The organism is Nocardiopsis sp. Huas11, assembly GCF_003634495.1.
Classification (GTDB): domain Bacteria; phylum Actinomycetota; class Actinomycetes; order Streptosporangiales; family Streptosporangiaceae; genus Nocardiopsis.
In genome coordinates this window covers 1,759,668-1,777,583 of the sequence record NZ_RBKY01000001.1, presented here as the reverse complement: position 1 = coordinate 1,777,583, position 17,916 = coordinate 1,759,668, and the positions used below count along the sequence as shown (strand labels likewise).

The following is a 17,916-nucleotide window of genomic DNA, read 5'->3' as shown; positions in this document are numbered from 1 at the left end:
CTCGTCCGGGTCAGGTGCCCACGTACTCCGCCAGGTGCTCGCCGGTGAGGGTCGAGCGGGCGGCGACGAGGTCGGCCGGCGTGCCCTCGAAGACGATGCGGCCGCCGTCGTGGCCGGCGCCCGGACCGAGGTCGATGATCCAGTCGGCGTGCGCCATGACCGCCTGGTGGTGCTCGATGACGATCACGGACTTGCCGGAGTCGACGAGCCGGTCGAGCAGGGCGAGCAGGTGCTCGACGTCGGCCAGGTGCAGGCCGGTGGTCGGCTCGTCCAGGACGTACACCCCGCCCTTCTCCGCCATGTGGGTGGCCAGCTTGAGCCGCTGGCGCTCGCCGCCGGACAGCGTGGTGAGCGGCTGTCCGAGGCGCAGGTAGCCCAGGCCGACGTCGTCGAGCCGCTTGAGGACGGCGTGCGCGGCCGGCGTGCGCGCCTCGCCCTCGCCGAAGAACTCCTCGGCCTCCGCCACCGACATCGCGAGCACCTCGCTGATGTCGCGGCCGCCCAGGCGGTGCTCCAGCACGGAGGCCTGGAACCGCTTGCCCTCGCACTCCTCGCATGTGGTGGCGACACCGGCCATGATCCCCAGGTCGGTGTAGATGACCCCGGCGCCGTTGCAGTTCGGGCAGGCGCCCTCGGAGTTGGCGCTGAACAGCGCGGGCTTGACGCCGTTGGCCTTGGCGAACGCCTTGCGGATCGGGTCCAGCAGCTTGGTGTAGGTGGCCGGGTTGCTGCGCCGTGAACCGCGGATCGCGGTCTGGTCGATCGCCACGACGCCCTCGCCGGCGGGGATCGACCCGTGGACGAGCGAGCTCTTGCCGGAGCCGGCGACGCCGGTGATGACGGTCAGCACGCCGAGCGGGATATCGACATCGACCTCGCGCAGGTTGTGCGCCGTCGCGCCGCGGACCTCCAGAGCGTCGGTCGGTGTGCGGACGCCGTCCTTGAGCCGGGCGCGGTCGTCGAGGTGGTGGCCGGTCAGGGTGTCGCTGCCCCGCAGCCCCTCGACGGTGCCCTCGAAGCAGACGGTGCCGCCCTCGGTCCCGGCGCGCGGTCCGAGGTCGACGACGTGGTCGGCGATCGCGATCGTCTCCGGCTTGTGCTCCACGACGAGCACCGTGTTGCCCTTGTCCCGCAGCCGCAGGAGCAGGTTGTTCATCCGCTGGATGTCGTGCGGGTGCAGGCCGATGGTGGGCTCGTCGAAGACGTAGGTGACGTCGGTCAGCGACGACCCCAGGTGGCGGATCATCTTGACGCGCTGCGCCTCGCCGCCGGAGAGCGTGCCCGCCGGCCGGTCGAGCGAGAGGTAGCCCAGTCCGATCTCCACGAACGAGTCGAGAGTGTGGCCGAGCTTGTCGAGCAGCGGAGCGACCCCCCGCTCCTGGTCCTGGAGTCCGCGCACCCAGTCGGCGAGGTCGCTGATCTGCATCGCGCAGGCGTCGGCGATGCTGACGCCCGCGATCTTCGAGGAGCGCGCGGCCTCGCTGAGCCGGGTGCCGTCGCAGTCGGGGCAGGTCGTGAAGGTGACCGCCCGGTCCACGAACGCCCGGATGTGCGGCTGCATCGCCTCGCGGTCCTTGGCCAGGAACGACTTGCGGATCTTGGGGATGAGCCCTTCGTAGGTGAGGTTGACGCCCTCGACCTTGACCTTGACCGGGTCGTGGTACAGGAAGTCCCGCATCTCCCGCTTCGTGTACTCGCGGATCGGCTTGTCCGGGTCGACGAAGCCCGACTGCGCGTAGACCTTCACCGTCCACAGGCTGTCCGACTTCCATCCGGGGATGGTGAACGCGCCCTCGCTCAGCGACTTGGAGTCGTCGTAGAGCTGGGTGAGGTCGATGTCGTTGATCTTGCCGCGCCCCTCACAGCGCGGGCACATGCCGCCGGTGACGCTGAAGCTGCGCCGCTCCTTGGTGGTCTGCCCGCCGCGCTCCAGGGTGACCGCGCCCGATCCGCTGATGGAGGCGACGTTGAACGAGAAGGCCTGGGGCGAGCCGATGTGCGGCTGCCCGACCCGGCTGTAGAGGATGCGCAGCATCACGTTGGCGTCGGTGGCGGTGCCGACGGTGGAGCGGGGGTCGGCGCCCATCCGCTCCTGGTCGACGAGGATCGCGGTCGTGATCCCGTCGAGGACGTCCACCTCGGGGCGGGCCATCGTCGGCATGAAGCCCTGCACGAAGGTGCTGTAGGTCTCGTTGATCAGCCGCTGCGACTCCGCGGCGATCGTCCCGAAGACCAGCGAGCTCTTGCCCGAGCCGGAGACGCCGGTGAACACCGTCAGCCGCCGCTTCGGGATCTCGACGCTGATGTCCTTGAGGTTGTTCACACGTGCGCCGTACACGCGGATGAGGTCGTGGCTGTCGGCCTCGTGCTGTGCGGGCGACGAAGCGTCGTTCCCCGTGGCCATGCTCATCGTGTCTCCGTTTGTGAGGGCGGGAAGGGTCGGTGACCCGGAAGGTCGCCTCTGGTGCAGGACCAGGGGCACGTGTAGGAACGCGGCGCGCGCGGTACGCGGTGCCGACCGCGGTCTGCGGCGGGGCGGACGCGGAAGCGGAAGCGGCTCAGCGCAGTTCCTGGATCCGGATCATGTTGCCCGCGGGGTCGCGCAGGGCGCAGTCGCGGACGCCGTACGGCTGGTCGACGGGTTCCTGGATCACCTCGGCACCGCTCGACCGCAGCCGCGCGAAGGCGGCGTCGAGGTCGGGGGTGGCCAGGTTGACGCCGGAGTAGGTGCCCTTGGCCATCATCTCGGCGATGGTGCGGCGCTCGTCGTCGGTGACGCCGGGGTCCGCGGCGGGCGGCTCCAGCACGATGGACGTGCTGGGCTGGTCGGCGGGGCCGACCGTGATCCAGCGCATGTCGCCGTAGCCGACGTCGGCCCTGACCTCGAAGCCGAGCGTGTCGCGGTAGAAGGCCAGCGAGGCGTCGGGATCGGTGTGCGGAAGGAAGCTCTGGTGAATCGTGATGTCCATGTGAGTCAATCTAGGCTCGGGCCCTGGGCCGGCGCTTCTCGATTCCTGACCGGTCGGGTGACCTGTTTGGCCACGCACGAGGGCATCCCCTCCGTCGCCCGCTCGGCCTCGCGCCGGTACACGCTGGGCGGCATGCCCACCAGCTCGGTGAAACGGGTGCTGAAGGTGCCCAGCGACGAACAGCCCACCTCGAAGCACACCTCGGTGACGCTCAGGTCCCCCCGGCGCAGCAGGGCCATCGCCCGCTCGATCCGCCGCGTCATCAGGTACGAGTACGGCGACTCTCCATAGGCCTGCCGGAACCGCCGGCTCAGGTGCCCCGCCGACATGCTCACACCCCGCGCCAGCGCCTCCACGTCCAACGGCAGCGCGTACTCCCGGTCGATCCGGTCGCGCACACGCCGCAACCGGGCCAGATCACTCAGGTGCTGTGTCGCGGAGGTGGTCACGTGCGTGATCGTGCCACGTCCCACCGACATTGGCCAGGGCGACATGTTCGAGGGGCGGTCAAGGAACGACAGGGCGCGCACGCGCCGACGGAGCGGGGCCCGCGCGAGCGGTGCGGGCGGCAGGGCGCGCGGGTCGGGGCGCGAGTCGGGACGTGGGCCGGGATGCGCACCGCACACGCCTGATGCGGCCGGAGGGGCACGTGCGATGCGGACAATGTCCGACGGTGGGGGTAAAGTCCCCTGTTCCGGGATCGCGCTCTTTCGAGGCGCCCCTGACACTCGGTGCCCACCCCGGTCCGTCCGCACCACTGTCATGGGGGATCCGGTATGCCCAGAGTCACGGGTCGGGAACGGCTCCGTTACTGGTTCGACGGAACAATGTCCCGGGGAACGCCCGCGCTGATCGGCTGGCTCGCCGTCGTTCTGGTCTCGATGGTCGCCGCGTTCGGGGTCGCCACGTGGCTGTTCGTGCCCAGGGACGGCGCGCTGGAGGGCAAGGGCTTCCTCGAGACGCTGTGGATGACCTTCGTGCGGGTCACCGACCCCGGCGTGATCGGCGGCGACGACACCTCCAACGTGCCCTTCGTCGCGTTGATGCTGGTGGCCACCCTCGGCGGCGTCCTCGTGTTCAGCGCGCTGGTCGGCGTCATCGCCAGCGGCCTGGACAACAAGATCACCGAACTCCGCAAGGGCCGCTCGCGTGTGCTCGAACAGGGCCACACCGTGCTGCTCGGCTGGTCCGAGCAGGTCTTCATCATGCTCAACGAGCTGATCCAGGCCAACGAGAGCGAGCGGCGCGCGACCGTGGTCGTGCTGGCGGACCGGGACAAGGTCGAGATGGAGGACGAGATCCGTGAGCGGTTCCCCCGGACGGGGACCACGAAGGTGATCTGCCGGACCGGGAGCCTGCTCAACCCGCACGACCTCGGCATCGCCAACCCCGACCAGGCCCGCTCGGTCATCGTCGTGCCCACCGGCCCGGAGGAGCCCGACCACGAGGTCGTCAAGACCCTGCTCGCCCTCGCCCACCGGTCGTCGGCCCACGGCGGTTCGGCGAACGTCGTCGCGGCGGTCAACGAGTCGCAGAGCCTGCGGGCGGCGCAGCTGGCCGGGGGCCGGGGTGCGCACGTCGTGGACGCGGGCGACATCACCTCCCGCCTGGTCGTGCAGACGGCGCTCCAGTCGGGCCTGTCGGCGGTCTACACCGACCTGTTCGACTTCGGGGGCGACGAGATGTACATGGTCGAGGAGCCCGCGCTGGTCGGACGCACCTTCGCCCGCGCGCTGTTCTCCTACCAGACCTCCAGTGTCCTGGGCCTGCGGTCGGCCGACGGCCGCACGGTCGTCAATCCGCCGATGGACACGGTGATCGGACCGGGCGACGCGCTCGTGGTCATCGCGGAGGACGACAGCACGATCCGGCTGGGCGGGCGCCCGTCCGGGATCGTGGAGGAGGCGATCGTGCGGCCGCGCGCCAAGCGGACCGCCCCGCGCCAGATCCTGGTCATGGGCTGGAACGAGCGCGCCGAGCGGATGATCGAGCTGCTGGACGACTACCTCTCCCCGGGGTCGACGATCCACGTCGCGGCGGAGCGGTCGGACGTGCGCGAGACGGTCGACGACCTCCAGTCGGGGCTGCGCCACACCAAGGTGGTCTTCGCCGAGGCCGACACCACCGACCGCGGCTTCCTCGAACGGGTCGACTTCTCCCACTACCAGCACGTCATCGTGCTGACCTACGACCATCTCGAACTCCAGGCGGCCGACGCCCGGACGCTGGTGGCGCTGCTGCACCTGCGCGACCTGGCCGAGCGCCGCGGCGAGCGGTACTCGGTGGTCACCGAGATGCGCGACGACCACAACCGCGAGCTCGCCCAGATCACCCAGACGGACGACTTCATCGTCAGCGGGAAGCTGATCAGTCTGCTGATGACCCAGATCTCGGAGAACCGGCACCTGAGCGCGGTGTTCGACGACCTCCTCGATCCGGAGGGCTCGGAGATCTACCTCAAGCCCGTGGAGGACTACGTCCGGCCCGGTGCGGTGATGGACTTCTACACGGTGCTGGAGTCGGCCCGGCGGCAGGGCCACACGGCCATCGGCTACCGGATCCAGGAGCGGTCGGGGGAGGAGGACTTCGGCATCGTCCTCAACCCGGACAAGCGCGAGCGGCTCCGGTTCGCCCCGGGTGACAGCGTCATCGTGCTGGCCGAGGACTGACCGGGCCCCTGGCCGGGGACTGACCGGGCCCGGGGTGCGGCGCGAGGAACGGTCTAGATCGTTGATGGGAAATTCCTGAAACCCCTGCGGACACAGGGAAGGGCGTCGAAGATCGGTGTGTGAAGACTGACCTTGACGCCCTTCTGACAGCACTCTACGTCCACCTGGACGACGATGTGATCCCTTCTGCCAAGCAAGCCCGCGGACCAGGCCGGCCGCGCCTGCTCACCGACGCGGAGCTGATCTGTGTGGCCGTGGCCCAGGTCCTGCTGCGCTGCGACGACGAACGCCGCTGGCTACGGGTGGCCCCGGCTCGGATCGGCCACCTCTTTCCCCGCCTGCCCGGCCAGTCCGAGTACAACCGGCACCTGGCCCGCCTGGCCCCGCACATGCTCACCGCCATCGGATGGCTGGCCCGCCACACCCCGACCTGGCACGACAACCTGCGGCTGATGGACGGCACCCCCGTGCCGTGCGGGGCCTCGCGCACCACCGTGGAACGCTCCGGTCTGGGCGAAATGTGCGGCTACGGGCGTGATGCCTCCCACCACCGGTTCTACTGGGGGTCCAAGCTCGTGCTCGTCACCACCGCCGAGGGCACCGTGACGGCCTTCTCCCTGGCCCACCCCAAAGAGCTGGACGAGCGCAAACAAGCGCTGCACCTGCTCCACGCCCAGGAGTGCGCCCCGGGGCCGTGCCCGATCGTGTGCGACAAGGGCTTCGCCGGGGCCGGAATCGAGCAGGCCGCCACCGATCTGGGGCACGTGCTCATCCGGCCCCGGCGCAAGGACGAGCCCAAGGACAGGGCCCGGGTGTTCCCGGGCTGGCTGCGCCAGCGCATCGAAGCCATCATCTGGACGCTGAAGAACCAGCTGGGGTTGGAGCGCCACAACGCCCGCACCACCGAAGGGCTCTGGGCTCGGGTGTGTCAGAGGATCCTGGCTCTGAACGCCGCGATCTGGCACAACTGGCAGATCGGAGCCCCCATCAAGCGGTCGCTGGTGGCTTACGACCACTGACCAGGACACATTTTCCCATCAACGATCTAGTGTCCTGATTGGTTATTTCGTTTATGGTTGTGGGATGAGTGCTCCTGGACCGAAGCTGCCGCCGCTGGAGCTGAGCGATGAAGAACGCGCCGAGCTCCAGCGGTGGATCAGACGACGCAAGACCGCACAGGACCTGGCCCTGCGGGCGCGGATCGTGCTCGCCTGCGCCCAGGGCCTGTCCAACGCCCAGGTCCGCCGCGAGGTCGGGGTATCTGCGCCCACGGTGACCAAGTGGCGCCAGCGCTTCATCGCGCACCGCTTGGACGGCCTGACCGACGAACCAAGGCCGGGACGACCGCGCACGATCACCGATGCCCAGGTCGAGGCGGTGGTGGCCGCGACCCTGGAGAGCACACCCGCCCCTGACACCCACTGGTCCACGCGCTCCATGGCCGAGCACACCGGCATGACCCAGAACGCGGTGTGGCGCATCTGGAACGCCTTCGGCCTGCAGCCCCACCGGCAGGAGTCGTTCAAGATCTCCACCGACCCGTTCTTCATCGACAAGGTCCGCGACGTGGTGGGCCTCTACCTGGACCCGCCTGAACGGGCGGTGGCTCTGTGCGTGGACGAGAAGTCCCAGATCCAGGCGCTCAACCGCACCCAACCGGTGCTGCCGATGATGCCCGGCACCCCCGAGCGGGCCACCCATGACTACGTGCGTGCCGGGGTGACCAGCCTGTTCGCCGCGCTGGACACCGCCACGGGCCAGGTGATCACCTCCATCCACCGCCGCCACCGCGCCATCGAGTTCAAGAAGTTCCTGGCCAAGATCGACCGCGAGGTCCCCGCGGACCTGCAGGTGCACCTGATCCTGGACAACTACGCCACCCACAAGACGGCCGAGGTCCGGCGGTGGCTGGTCCGCCATCCCCGGTTCCACCTGCACTTCATCCCGACCAGTTCCTCCTGGCTGAACCTGGTCGAGCGGTGGTTCGCCGAGATCACCAACCGGCTGATCCGCCGCGGTACCCATCGCAGCGTCCAGGCCCTGGAGAAGGACATCCGCGCCTGGGCCGCGTCCTGGAACGAGAATCCCCGACCCTATGTGTGGACCAAGACCGCAGAGGAGATCCTCGAATCCCTCGCCTCGTACTGCCAACGCATCAGCAAGCGAACTAACCAATCAGAACACTAGGGCGTGTTTTTCTGCAGGCTTTCGGGTGAGCTCGCGGTCGTCAGGAACGTCTCTCGCCAGACGATGTGCGAAGTTCAGCCTGGTGGTGCTTGACGAGCGCAGAGGCGCCGCGAGAGGCGGTCCTGGCGGCCGCGAGCCCGGAATGCTGCAAAGAACACGGCCTAGGGCATGGCGCGCTCGACGAGGTCGGTCACCAGGTCGTGGACCTGCTCCTCGGGGTAGACGTCGGGCAGGGTGATCCGCTCCAGGATCAGCCAGTTGAGGGACAGGACGAGCTGGAGGACGGTGGTCCTGTCCCCGGGGAGCCCCGACTCCAGGTGGAAGTCGATGTTGGCGTCGATGTCGGCGCGGATGCGCTCGGTGAGCAGGCGGCGCAGCTCGGGGCGGCGTGTCGCCTCCAGACGCAGTTCGATCAGCGCCAGGTAGCCGGAGCGGAAGGAGGTGAGCCGCTCGACCAGTTCGTGCATGAGGGCGGTGACCGTGGCGCGGTCGCGCGGGCCCTCCTGCGCCAGGGCGATGACGGCGGCGGTGGGTTCCAGGCGCTCGTAGAAGCGGTGGCCGATCTGGGTGAGCAGGGCGTCGCGGTTGGCGAAGTAGTTGGACGCCGTCCCGCCCGGGACACCGGCTTCGGTGTCCACGGCGCGGAAGGTCAGGCCGCGCATGCCCTCACGAGCGAGGACTTCGATGGCGGCGTCCAGCAGGGACGCGCGGCGCTCGGGGTTCTTCCGCATGCAGGGGCTCCTCGGGGTTGACACCACTATGAGTGTAGTACTACGTTCTCACCACGTCATTCGAAGTACTACAACTATAGTGATCAGGAGCCACCTGTGCGAAACACCCGTACCTTCACCCTCTCCCTCGACCTCCCCGGCCTCGACCTCCCCGGCCTCGACCTCCCCGGCCTCGGCCTGCCTGAGCTCGGCCGCCCCGACCCCGCGCTGCCGACCGCACTGCCCCGGGTCGGCGCGCCCGTCGTGCCGCCGGTGCGCCACGAGCGCCGCGGCCGGCCGGAGCGGCCCCGTTCGGCTCCGCGTCCGCGGCCGATGCGCAAGCCCGGCGGAGTCCGCTGACCGCGCTCGCTCCGTCCGGGGGCCCTCCACCGTGCGAACGCCGCCGCGGGCCGGGCCCGCCCGCACGCGATCCCGCCCGGTCGGCCTCCGGGGCGGCCGACCGGGCTCCGGGCCGGCCCCGGCTCCCACCTGCGACGAGGACGGATCGGCCCGTCGTGTCGCCCGCCCGCCGAGCCGCCCGGCGGGCGATACTCGGCCCATGCGAAGCGGAATCCTCCGTCACGTCCTCCCTGTCGACCAGCGCCGGTCGCTGGACGATCTGGCGGACGGTGTGGACCTGTGCCCGGGGACCTCCCGCCCATCGACGACCTGGTCGCGCGGCTGGAGGGAGAGATCCCCGGAATGATCCCCGTCGTGGTCGAGACGACCCAGGGGGAGCGCGTCGAGGCCGGCCGGACCGGGAGCCGAGGAGGGCGGTCATGAGGTGGAACGTCGAACGGGCACGGGAGCGGTTCGCGGCGAGCCGTGTGGCCAGGCTCGCCACGGTCGACGCCCTCGGACGCCCGCACCTGGTGCCGGTGACGTTCGCCGCCCACGCGGACACGGTCGCCATCGCCGTCGACGACAAGCCGAAGCGCTCCCGGGCGCTGCGCCGACTCCGCAACATCGCGGAGAACCCCCGGGTGTCCCTGCTCACCGACGAGTACAGCGACGACTGGGAGCGCCTGTGGTGGGCGCGCGCCGACGGGTTCGCCCGTGTCGAGCACGAGGGCCCGGCCTGGTCCGACGCGCGTGAGCGCCTCATCGCGCGCTACCCCCAGTACGCGGCGGCGCCGCCGGACGGGGCGATCATCCTGGTGACCGTCGTGCACTGGTCGGGGTGGTCGTTCCGGTGACCCGGCGGGCGGGGGCCGCCCTGCCCTGGGGTGGACACCACCACGGGCCCGGGTGGCGGCCGTACCCGGGTCGGTCCGGGGCCGGGAGCGAGGGCGGTCACGGACCGCCAGCCGAAGACTCCGCTCCCGGCCGGGACAGGTGGGGTCCCCGGAGCGGCTGTGGCGCGGAGCCGACGGGCGGGCGGTCCTACAGGTCGTCGATCAGGGGGAATATCTCGGGGAAACGCGACTCCGGGTCGATCCATCGCACGAGGTCGGCGAAGTCGGCCGTGACGAGCTCTCGCTCGCCTCCGACCCAGCCGGAGTCCAGCCCTTCCTCGGTGAGGAGCCGGGCCAGATGGTACCGGCGCCAGGCGATCTCCGTGAACGCCACGAGCGACGAGGCCAGCGGTTCCTCGTTCGGATCCGAGGAGAGGTTCGCCACCCGGCCCGTGCCCCGTTCGACCCGGAACGGGCGACCGCCCTGGTCACCGGCGAGCAGGTGGAAGTCCAGGTGGCGCGGCCCCGGCCCCCATCGCGGAGTGCTCGAGCTTTCGTACCCGTGGTGGAAGAGGGACGCCGGTAGGCCGCAGGTCCGCAGGGCGCGGCGCCCGCTCTCGGGAACGTCCCAGGCGTCCGTCCCCGGGACGTGCACACGGTCCTCGCCCGAGGCCAGATCCCGCACGGGTCCGGTGACCGCCCACAGGTGGCGCGCGTGCCAGGGGTCCATGCGGGTCCGGTACAGGTCGAGCACGGTCCGGTCGAAGTCGCAGACCTCCCACCGCTCCACGGCGCAGGCGTGTGCGGCGCTGGCCGTGACGAGCAGTTGGGGGTCGGCCGTGCCGATGGTCCACAGGAAGGAGGGCAGGGGCTCGTCCGGGTCGTTCATCGCCGTCCGCCGTTCGGTGTCGGATGCCGTATCCGAACGGAGGCTACGGGGCGGGGGTGACGGTTTCGCGACCGCTCTGGGCTGGGCACTTTTCATCGATCCCCGAGCGCTGTACATTAGGCAAGGCTAACCTAAGGAAGCTTGTCGCTTCCGTGTCGCTTGCCAGGAGAGGTCGCGTGCGCCAGTACCACGAGTTGAGGATCCCCGGTCGATTCGACCCGATGGCGGCCGTCGTGCGGCTGGCCGGTTCGGGACTGTTCGAGGACCACGTCGTCTACGAGCGCGAGGGCCGCTGGTGGCTGGCCGGAGACCGCCTGGCCGAGGTGGTGGCCGACGCCGACAGCCTGCGCGCCGGGGGCGAGCGCCCGCTGGAGGCCGTGCGCGCGCGGTTGGCGGGCGCGGGGGTCTCCGGCTGGAACGCCTTCGGCTGGGCTGCCTTCGAACTCGCCTACGCGCTGGCCGGGCGCCCCGCTCCGGCCGGTCCCCTGCTCCACCTGTTCATCCCCCGTACCGAGGTGCGGCTGAGCGCGGACGCCGTGCTGATCCGCAGCGTGGACGAGGAGCGGCTGGCCCAGGTCCGCGCGCTGGTGTGCGCGCCGGACCACGGGGCCCCCGACGAGGCCACCCCCGTCGACACCGGCCACGAGGCCGGCCGCGACGCCTACCAGGCCGCCGTGGCCAAGGCCGTCGCCGATATCCGAGCGGGGCTGCTCGGCAAGGTCATCCTCTCCCGGGCCGTCGACGTCCCCTTCGAGGTCGACCTGCCCGCCACGTACCTGCGGGGCAGACGCCACAACACCCCCGCCCGCTCCTTCCTGCTGAACCTGGGCGGCCGGGAGGCGGCCGGGTTCAGCCCCGAGACCGTCGCCGAGGTCACCGCCGACGGCCGGGTGTGCACGCAGCCGTTGGCTGGCACGCGCGCCTTCTCCGGCGGCGGCGCCGCCGACGACGCCCGCCGCCAGGAGCTGGAGACCGACCCCAAGGAGGTCTTCGAGCACGCCGCGTCGGTCAAGCTCGCCTGCGACGAGCTGGACGGGATCTGCGCACCCGGCAGTGTCGCGGTGAGCGAGTTCATGGCGGTCAAGGAGCGCGGCAGCGTCCAGCACCTCGGGTCCCGGGTGGGCGGCAGGCTGGCCGAGGGCCGGTCCGCCTTCGACGCCTTCGCCGCTCTGTTCCCGGCGATCACCGCCTCGGGCATCCCCAAGGCGCCCGCCTACGACCGGATCACCGCACTGGAGGACACGCCGCGCGACCTGTACGCGGGCGCGGTGCTCATGGCCTCCGCCGACGGCGCCCTGGACGCGGCGCTGGTCCTGCGGGCGATCTACCGCAGCGGGGAGCGCGCCTGGCTGCGCGCCGGAGCGGGCGTGGTCGCCGACTCCACGCCCGAGCGGGAGTACGAGGAGACCTGCGAGAAGCTCGGCAGCGTCGCCCCGTACGTGGTGCGCAGCGCCCGCCAGAAGGCCGCCGTCTAGGGCGGGTGTCGGCGGCACTCGCCCAAGGGCGTAGGGCCGCCGGACACGTCCCGGGACGCGGCTCGGCGCGCGTCCCGGGGCGTGTTCGGCCAGGGCCGGACCCTCCGGGACCCGACCTGCCGGGACCGGCCCCTCCGGGCACCGCCCGGGGGCGGCCGGAGCGGTGGACCGCCCTGGCCGCCCCCGGGCGCGCCGCTTCACGACAGGCCCTCGACGAGGGCCTTCTTGTTCACCTTGCCCACCGCGGTGTACGGGAACTCGGCGCGCACCTCCACGCGGTCGGGCAGCTTGTAGTCCGCCAGACCGCGCTCGCGCAGGTACGCCGTCAGCTCCCTGAGCGCGGGCGGCTCCGCGCCGTCGCGCACCCGCAGGAACGCGCAGCCGCGCTCGCCGAGCATCGGGTCGGGCACACCCGCCAGGGCGGCCTCCAGGACCGCCGGGTGGGTCATCAGATGGTCCTCGACCTCCTCGGTCGGCACCTTCTCCCCGCCCCGGTTGATGACGTCCTTGACGCGCCCCTCCACCACCAGGTGGCCGGTCGGCAGCCGCCGGACCAGGTCACCGGTGACGTAGAAGCCGTCCGGTGTGAACGACCGGGCGTTGTGCTCCTCGGCCCGGTAGTAGCCGCGCAGGGTGTACGGCCCCCGGGTCAGCAGCTCCCCGATCGCGCCGGGCGCCACCTCCGCGCCCTCCGCGTCCACGACGCGGATCTCGTCGTCCTCGCACAGCGGGCGCCCCTGGGTGGTGGCGACCACGTCCTCGGGGTCGTCCAGGCGCGTGTAGTTCAGCAGTCCCTCGGCCATGCCGAACACCTGTTGGAGGGCGCAGCCCAGTTCGGGCCGGATCCGCCGGGCCGGCTCCTCGGCCAGCCGTGCCCCGCCCACCTGGAGCAGCCGCAGGCTGGACAGGTCGCGGCGGACCACCTTGACCGCCTCCAGCCACAACAGGGCCAGCGACGGCACCAGGGCGGTGACGGTCACCCCCTCGCGCTCGATGAGGGCGAAGGCGTCCGCGGGGCTGGGGCTCGGCGCCATCACGACCGTCCCGCCCGCGTGCAGCGTCCCCAGGACCCCCGGGCACGCCAGCGCGAAGTTGTGCGACACCGGCAGCGCCGCCAGGTAGACGGTGTCCGCGCCCAGCTCGCAGACCTCGGCGCTGGCGCGCAGGTTGTACGCGTAGTCGTCGTGGGTGCGCGGGATCAGCTTGGGCAGCCCGGTGGTGCCGCCCGAGAGCAGGAACAGCGCCACCGAGGACGGCTCGGGTTCGGGCAGGTCGACCGGGTCGGCGTCGACGTCGGCCAGCGCGGTGTACGGGCCGGGGTCGCCGTCGACCAGGACCCGCACGGAGGCGTCCGCCACCTCCTCGGCCAGCACGCGGAAGTCGAACCCCGCGTGCCGGTCCGGGATGACGTACGCCGTCGCGCCGCTGTGCCCGAGGAGGTAGGAGATCTCGCTGCGCCGGTGCGCCGGGAGGGCGTACACCGGCCGGGCGCCCAGGCGCAGCAGGGCGAACGTGGTGACGAGGAACTCCGCGGTGTTGGCCAGTTGGACGACGACGTTGTCGCCCGCGGCCAGGCCCGCCCGGTGCAGTCCCGCCGCCCGGCGGTCGGCCAGCGCGTCCAGCTCCGCGTAGGTGAGCCGGGTGTCGCCGTCGACCAGCGCGGTGCGGGCGGGGTGCCGCGCGGCGGCACCCCGCAGGACCTCACCGAGGGTGGTTCCGGTCCAGTAGCCGCGCTCGCGGTAGCGCGCGGCGAACTCCTCAGACCACATCGGGGTCGGCGCCCTCGATCAGCTCGGCCAGCTCCCGGATCACCGGCGCCAGCTTGGCGTGCGACATCGGGGTCTCCGCGTGCCAGGAACCGACCTGGTCCGCCTGCACGGCGGGCAGCTCGGCCCAGGTGGGGATGTCGGCCATGTCGTCGACGGGCAGCGAGTTGGGACGGGTGTCGGCGAGGATGACGTCCGCCTCGTAGGTGGAGGCCTGCTCCCAGCTCAGGTCGTGCCAGTTGGGGGCCTCGCCGCCGTCGGGCTCCACGAAGTCCACGCCCTGCGCCTGGAAGTAGGACAGGTCGCTGAAGAAGCCGGGCTTGGCGACGTTCATGAGGTCGGCGGTGGTGTTGGTGGCCATGACGGACACGTCGGGGTTGGCCTCGGTGGCCTCGGCGAGCTCGGCGGAGGCGGCGTCGAAGTCCTCCTGGGCCGCGGTGACGGCCTCGGACTCCACGTCGGCGCCCAGCGCGGCGGCCAGGTCGGTGAACTTCTGGACGGCCTCGTCGGCGGGCACGCCCTCCAGCTGGACGGCCAGGATGGGAGCGGCGTCCTCGATCTGGTCGGTGGACTCCTCGGGCACGTACCAGAGCGCGTCGCCGTAGGCGATCGTGACGACCAGGTCCGGCTCCAGGGCCAGGTAGCTCTCCATGTCGAACTCGCCCCACTCGGTGCCCACCGACGGGGTCTCGGGGTCGACGTCGCCCGCCTGGGGGTCGGGTTCGCCGTCGGCCAGCTCGCGCGGGCCGAACACGGCGGTCGGCTCGAAGCCCAGGTCGACCAGGGCCGCGGCGGCGTTCACCTGGACGACGACGTTCTCCGGCGGCGCGTCCAGCGAGATGGTCTGGCCGCTGTCGTCGGTGTACTCCCAGCCCTCGCCGGAGCCGGACTCCTCGTCGGCGGACGTGGTCGGCGCGGTCGAGCCGCAACCCGCGAGGAGGACGGCCAGGGTCGCGCCCGTGGCGGCGACGGCGGCCGGGTGGCGGCGCGCCGTGGTGGTGAGGATGCGCATGTGCGTTCTTTCTGATCGGTGACGGGGGATGGAGGAGGGTGTTCTGGAGCGGGGTCTCAGGCGCTGTCGGCGCAGCGGTGGCGGCCGAAGGGGACGACCAGCGGGGTCCCGCTGAGCGGGTCGCTGATCACCTCGCAGCGCAGTCCGAAGACGTCGGCGACCAGGTCGGTGGTGATGACCTCGCCGGGCGGTCCCTCGGCCACGATCGCGCCGTCCTTCATGGCGATGATGTGGTCGGCGTAGCGGCCCGCGTGGTTGAGGTCGTGCAGCACCATCACGACGGTGCGGTCGCCCGCGTGGTTGAGGTCGGCGATGAGGTCGAGGACCTCGATCTGGTGCGCGAGGTCGAGGAAGGTGGTGGGCTCGTCCAGCAGCAGCGTGGGGGTGTCCTGCGCCAGTGACATGGCGATCCACGCGCGCTGGCGCTGCCCGCCGGAGAGCTGGTCCACGGGGCGGTCGGCCAGGTCGGTCAGCCCGGTGGCGGTCAGGGCCAGGCGCACGGCGGCGCTGTCCGAGGCCGACCACTGCCGCCACATGCTCTGGTGCGGGCTGCGGCCCCGCGTGACCAGTTCGAGGACGGTCATGCCCTCGGGGGCGGTGGGGGACTGGGGCAGGATGCCGAGCCTGCGGGCCAGGTCGCGGGTGCGCATCCGGTGGACGGACTCGCCGTCCAGGAGCACCGATCCGGACCGCGGGCTGATCAGGCGAGAGAGCGTCCGCAACAGGGTGGACTTGCCGCAGGCGTTGGCGCCGACGATCACGGTGGTGCGGCCGGGCGGGACGTCGACGTCCACGTCCTCCAGCACGACCCGGTCGTCGTAGGCCACGCGCAGGGAACGGCCGGACAGGCCGGTGCCCGGTGCGGGGGTCCCGCCGGCGGTGGCGGCGGTGCTGTCGGCGGGTGTGTCGGTCATTGCTCAGGCTCCCTGTCCGGTGCGGTTGGCGCGGGCGAGCAGCCACATCAGACCCGCCGCGCCGACGAGTCCGGTGACCACGCCGACGGGCAGATCGAAGGGGCGGGCGGCCATGTCTCCGGCGAGGACGATGAGTGCCCCGGTCAGCGCGGACACGGCCAGGGGCGGGGTGGGCCGTCCCACCAGGCGCAGCGCGACCTGGGGCGCGATGAGCGCCACGAACGCGATGGGACCGGCGGAGGCGGTGGCGAAGGCGGCCAGGCCCACGGCGGTGAAGAGCAGGACGGCGCGGCTGCGCTGGACCGGGACGCCGAGCCCGCGGGCGGTGTCGTCGCCCAGGGTCAGCGCCGCCAGGTGGCGGCCGAGCGCGAACGCCACGGGCAGCAGGACGGCGACGGCGGCCGCGAGCGGAACGACGTGCGTCCACTCGCGCATGTTGATGCTGCCGGTCAGCCACACCACGGCGCGCTGGGCCTGGAAGAGGTCGGCGCGCTGGAGGAGGTAGGCGGTGATGCTGGTGCACAGCGCGGAGATGCCGATGCCGATGAGGATGATCCGGTAGCCGCTGGCGCCGTTCTTCCAGGCCAGAGCGTAGATCGCCACCGCGCTGGCGGCGGCGCCGAGCAGTGCCAGGGCGGCCGTGGACAGGCCCGCTCCCACGCCCAGGACGAGCCCGGCGACCGCGGCCGCGTTGGCGCCCGCCGTCACGCCGATGACGTCCGGGCTGGCCAGGGCGTTGCGGGCCAGGGTCTGGAAGATCGCGCCGGAGACGGCGAACGCGGCGCCGGCCAGCACCCCGACCAGGGCGCGCGGCAGGCGCAGGCGGTAGACCACGTCCACGGTGGCCTGGTCGCCGTACCAGAACAGGGCGCCGATCGCCTCGGCGGCGCTGACGGGGTAGCGGCCGGTGACCAGTTCCGCGCCGAAGGCGGCCACGACCAGCACGGTGAGGACGGCGCCGACCAGGAGCGGCCGGGGACGCCAGGCGCCCGAGGGGCCGCGCCGCACACGGTAGAGCGTGTGCGAGCCGAGGCGCTCGGTGTGCAGAAGGGGGGTTCGGGTGGGGATGGCCATCACAGCTCCGGGAGACCGCGTCGTCGGACCAGGGCGATGAAGAAGGGGGCACCGAGGAACGCGACCACGATGCCCACGTGGATCTCCGAGCTGCCGGAGAGCACCCGGCCGAGGACGTCGGCGCCGAGCAGCAGGATGGGCGCCAGGACGGCGGAGTAGGCGAGGACCCAGCGGTGGTCGGGGCCGGTGATCGCGCGGGCGATGTGCGGTACGACCAGGCCGACGAAGGCGATCGGCCCGCACACCGCGGTCGCGCCGCCCGCCAGGAGGGTGACCGCGAGGATGCCGCGCAGCCGGACCAGGCGCACGTCCTGGCCGAGGGAGCGGGCGACGTCGTCGCCCAGGGAGAGGTTGTTGAGCGCGGGCGCGGTGGTGATGGCCAGCACGGCTCCGGCGAGTATGAACGGCAGGGCCTGGAACAGGGGCGCGCGGTCGGTGAGGTTGAGCGAGCCGACCGCCCAGAACCGGTACTCGTCCAGGGTGGCGGCGTCCAGCAGCAGCATCGCTCCGATGGCCGACTGGAGCAGCGCGCTGACCGCCGCGCCCGCCAGGGCGAGCTTGGCGGGGTGGGCGCCGCCGCGGCCGAGCCCGCCCAGCGCGTAGACCACGGTGGTGGCCACGAGCGCTCCGGCGAACGCGAACCAGATGTAGCCGTAGAGCGCGGTCACGCCGAACAGCATCGTGCTGAGGACCACGCCGAGGGCGGCTCCGGCGCTGACCCCGAGCAGACCGGGGTCGGCCAGCGGGTTGCGGGTCAGCCCCTGCATGAGGGATCCGGACATGCCCAGGGCCAGGCCCACTGCCAGGCCGAACAGCGTGCGAGAGAGGCGCATGCCGTTGACGATGGCCGAGTTCTCGCCCGCTTCGGGGGAGAACAGGAGCCGCAGCACCTCGCCCGGAGGGATGCTCTTGCTGCCGATCATGATCGACAGCACGAGCACCGCGGCCAGGGCGAGGGCGGCCACGAGGAGGCCGACCACGCGTGGCGCGGTGCGGCGCGCTGAGGGGGTCGTCACGCGAGTCACAGGGGGAGCATAACCGATCTCTTAGGCAAGGCTAACTTAATCTCGAATTTC

At 71.7% G+C, this 17,916-nt stretch carries 17 protein-coding genes; 7 read left to right on the top strand and 10 right to left on the bottom strand.

The features are described 5' to 3' along the window. Positions 1-10: 10 nt before the first annotated feature. From DFP74_RS07875 to DFP74_RS07865, 3 genes are all read right to left on the bottom strand, one after another. Positions 11-2,410, bottom strand: coding sequence for an excinuclease ABC subunit UvrA (locus DFP74_RS07875; RefSeq protein ID WP_121181093.1), 2,400 nt, complete (start codon positions 2,408-2,410; stop codon positions 11-13). Positions 2,411-2,558: 148 nt separating this feature from the next. Next, a complete protein-coding gene (locus DFP74_RS07870; protein WP_121181092.1) occupies positions 2,559-2,969 on the bottom strand; it encodes a VOC family protein in 411 nt (136 codons plus the stop codon). Positions 2,970-2,974: 5 nt separating this feature from the next. Beyond that, the gene (locus DFP74_RS07865; protein ID WP_121181091.1) at positions 2,975-3,448 is read right to left on the bottom strand and encodes a helix-turn-helix transcriptional regulator; all 474 of its coding nucleotides are present in this window, start codon (positions 3,446-3,448) and stop codon (positions 2,975-2,977) included. Between the two features lie 297 nt (positions 3,449-3,745). Between DFP74_RS07865 and DFP74_RS07860 the strand changes: the two genes are divergently transcribed. From DFP74_RS07860 to DFP74_RS07850, 3 genes are all read left to right on the top strand, one after another. Continuing rightward, positions 3,746-5,638: an NAD-binding protein gene (locus DFP74_RS07860; RefSeq protein WP_121181090.1), complete on the top strand. Its 1,893-nt coding sequence runs from the start codon at positions 3,746-3,748 to the stop codon at positions 5,636-5,638. 119 nt (positions 5,639-5,757) lie between these two features. After that, the gene (locus DFP74_RS07855) at positions 5,758-6,657 is read left to right on the top strand and encodes a transposase (RefSeq protein ID WP_121180343.1); all 900 of its coding nucleotides are present in this window, start codon (positions 5,758-5,760) and stop codon (positions 6,655-6,657) included. Positions 6,658-6,721: 64 nt separating this feature from the next. Continuing rightward, a complete protein-coding gene (locus DFP74_RS07850; RefSeq protein WP_121180134.1) occupies positions 6,722-7,825 on the top strand; it encodes an IS630 family transposase in 1,104 nt (367 codons plus the stop codon). A 161-nt stretch (positions 7,826-7,986) separates the two neighbouring features. Here DFP74_RS07850 and DFP74_RS07845 read toward each other — a convergent pair whose 3' ends face one another. Further along, entirely contained in the window at positions 7,987-8,556 is a 570-nt protein-coding gene (locus DFP74_RS07845; protein ID WP_121181089.1) for a TetR/AcrR family transcriptional regulator, read from the bottom strand. A 96-nt stretch (positions 8,557-8,652) separates the two neighbouring features. Here DFP74_RS07845 and DFP74_RS07840 point away from each other — a divergent pair, with 96 nt between their 5' ends. From DFP74_RS07840 to DFP74_RS07835, 3 genes are all read left to right on the top strand, one after another. Further along, positions 8,653-8,895 carry a hypothetical protein gene (locus DFP74_RS07840; RefSeq protein WP_121181088.1) on the top strand — a complete coding sequence of 81 codons (243 nt, stop codon included), beginning with the start codon at positions 8,653-8,655 and terminating at the stop codon, positions 8,893-8,895. 279 nt (positions 8,896-9,174) lie between these two features. Continuing rightward, complete coding sequence (locus DFP74_RS33475; protein ID WP_158612979.1) at positions 9,175-9,318, top strand: hypothetical protein; 144 nt, start codon at positions 9,175-9,177, stop codon at positions 9,316-9,318. After that, the gene (locus DFP74_RS07835; RefSeq protein WP_121181087.1) at positions 9,315-9,731 is read left to right on the top strand and encodes a TIGR03668 family PPOX class F420-dependent oxidoreductase; all 417 of its coding nucleotides are present in this window, start codon (positions 9,315-9,317) and stop codon (positions 9,729-9,731) included. Before DFP74_RS33475 ends, DFP74_RS07835 begins: the two co-directional genes overlap by 4 nt. 187 nt (positions 9,732-9,918) lie before the next feature. Here DFP74_RS07835 and DFP74_RS07830 read toward each other — a convergent pair whose 3' ends face one another. Continuing rightward, positions 9,919-10,599: an SUKH-4 family immunity protein gene (locus DFP74_RS07830; protein WP_158612978.1), complete on the bottom strand. Its 681-nt coding sequence runs from the start codon at positions 10,597-10,599 to the stop codon at positions 9,919-9,921. A 176-nt stretch (positions 10,600-10,775) separates the two neighbouring features. Here DFP74_RS07830 and DFP74_RS07825 point away from each other — a divergent pair, with 176 nt between their 5' ends. Continuing rightward, positions 10,776-12,074 (top strand): salicylate synthase, encoded by a 1,299-nt coding sequence (locus tag DFP74_RS07825; protein ID WP_233570857.1) that lies wholly within the window; start codon positions 10,776-10,778, stop codon positions 12,072-12,074. 197 nt (positions 12,075-12,271) lie between these two features. Here the strand turns inward: DFP74_RS07825 and DFP74_RS07820 are convergent, their stop codons facing one another. From DFP74_RS07820 to DFP74_RS07800, 5 genes are read right to left on the bottom strand one after another with little or no spacing between them, the layout of a single operon-like run. Further along, a complete protein-coding gene (locus DFP74_RS07820; protein ID WP_121181085.1) occupies positions 12,272-13,843 on the bottom strand; it encodes a (2,3-dihydroxybenzoyl)adenylate synthase in 1,572 nt (523 codons plus the stop codon). Next, positions 13,833-14,852 (bottom strand): ABC transporter substrate-binding protein, encoded by a 1,020-nt coding sequence (locus DFP74_RS07815; protein WP_121181084.1) that lies wholly within the window; start codon positions 14,850-14,852, stop codon positions 13,833-13,835. Before DFP74_RS07815 ends, DFP74_RS07820 begins: the two co-directional genes overlap by 11 nt. Positions 14,853-14,908: 56 nt before the next feature. Beyond that, positions 14,909-15,766, bottom strand: a complete 858-nt coding sequence (locus tag DFP74_RS07810) for an ABC transporter ATP-binding protein (RefSeq protein WP_121181083.1) — start codon at positions 15,764-15,766, stop codon at positions 14,909-14,911. Positions 15,767-15,769: 3 nt separating this feature from the next. Next, complete coding sequence (locus tag DFP74_RS07805; RefSeq protein ID WP_121181082.1) at positions 15,770-16,840, bottom strand: iron chelate uptake ABC transporter family permease subunit; 1,071 nt, start codon at positions 16,838-16,840, stop codon at positions 15,770-15,772. Next, entirely contained in the window at positions 16,840-17,865 is a 1,026-nt protein-coding gene (locus DFP74_RS07800) for an iron ABC transporter permease (protein WP_233570856.1), read from the bottom strand. The genes DFP74_RS07805 and DFP74_RS07800 overlap by 1 nt, the downstream gene beginning before the upstream one ends. Positions 17,866-17,916 lie beyond the last annotated feature (51 nt).

Excerpts from the sequence above, each read along its gene's own strand:
- DFP74_RS07875 (WP_121181093.1), bottom strand. The coding sequence starts at position 2,410 with ATGAGCATGGCCACGGGGAACGACGCTTCGTCGCCCGCACAGCACGAG.
- DFP74_RS07870 (WP_121181092.1), bottom strand. The coding sequence starts at position 2,969 with ATGGACATCACGATTCACCAGAGCTTCCTTCCGCACACCGATCCCGAC.
- DFP74_RS07865 (WP_121181091.1), bottom strand. The coding sequence starts at position 3,448 with ATGTCGGTGGGACGTGGCACGATCACGCACGTGACCACCTCCGCGACA.
- DFP74_RS07860 (WP_121181090.1), top strand. The coding sequence starts at position 3,746 with ATGCCCAGAGTCACGGGTCGGGAACGGCTCCGTTACTGGTTCGACGGA.
- DFP74_RS07850 (WP_121180134.1), top strand. The coding sequence starts at position 6,722 with ATGAGTGCTCCTGGACCGAAGCTGCCGCCGCTGGAGCTGAGCGATGAA.
- DFP74_RS07845 (WP_121181089.1), bottom strand. The coding sequence starts at position 8,556 with ATGCGGAAGAACCCCGAGCGCCGCGCGTCCCTGCTGGACGCCGCCATC.
- DFP74_RS07835 (WP_121181087.1), top strand. The coding sequence starts at position 9,315 with ATGAGGTGGAACGTCGAACGGGCACGGGAGCGGTTCGCGGCGAGCCGT.
- DFP74_RS07830 (WP_158612978.1), bottom strand. The coding sequence starts at position 10,599 with ATGAACGACCCGGACGAGCCCCTGCCCTCCTTCCTGTGGACCATCGGC.
- DFP74_RS07820 (WP_121181085.1), bottom strand. The coding sequence starts at position 13,843 with ATGTGGTCTGAGGAGTTCGCCGCGCGCTACCGCGAGCGCGGCTACTGG.
- DFP74_RS07815 (WP_121181084.1), bottom strand. The coding sequence starts at position 14,852 with ATGCGCATCCTCACCACCACGGCGCGCCGCCACCCGGCCGCCGTCGCC.
- DFP74_RS07810 (WP_121181083.1), bottom strand. The coding sequence starts at position 15,766 with ATGACCGACACACCCGCCGACAGCACCGCCGCCACCGCCGGCGGGACC.
- DFP74_RS07805 (WP_121181082.1), bottom strand. The coding sequence starts at position 16,840 with ATGGCCATCCCCACCCGAACCCCCCTTCTGCACACCGAGCGCCTCGGC.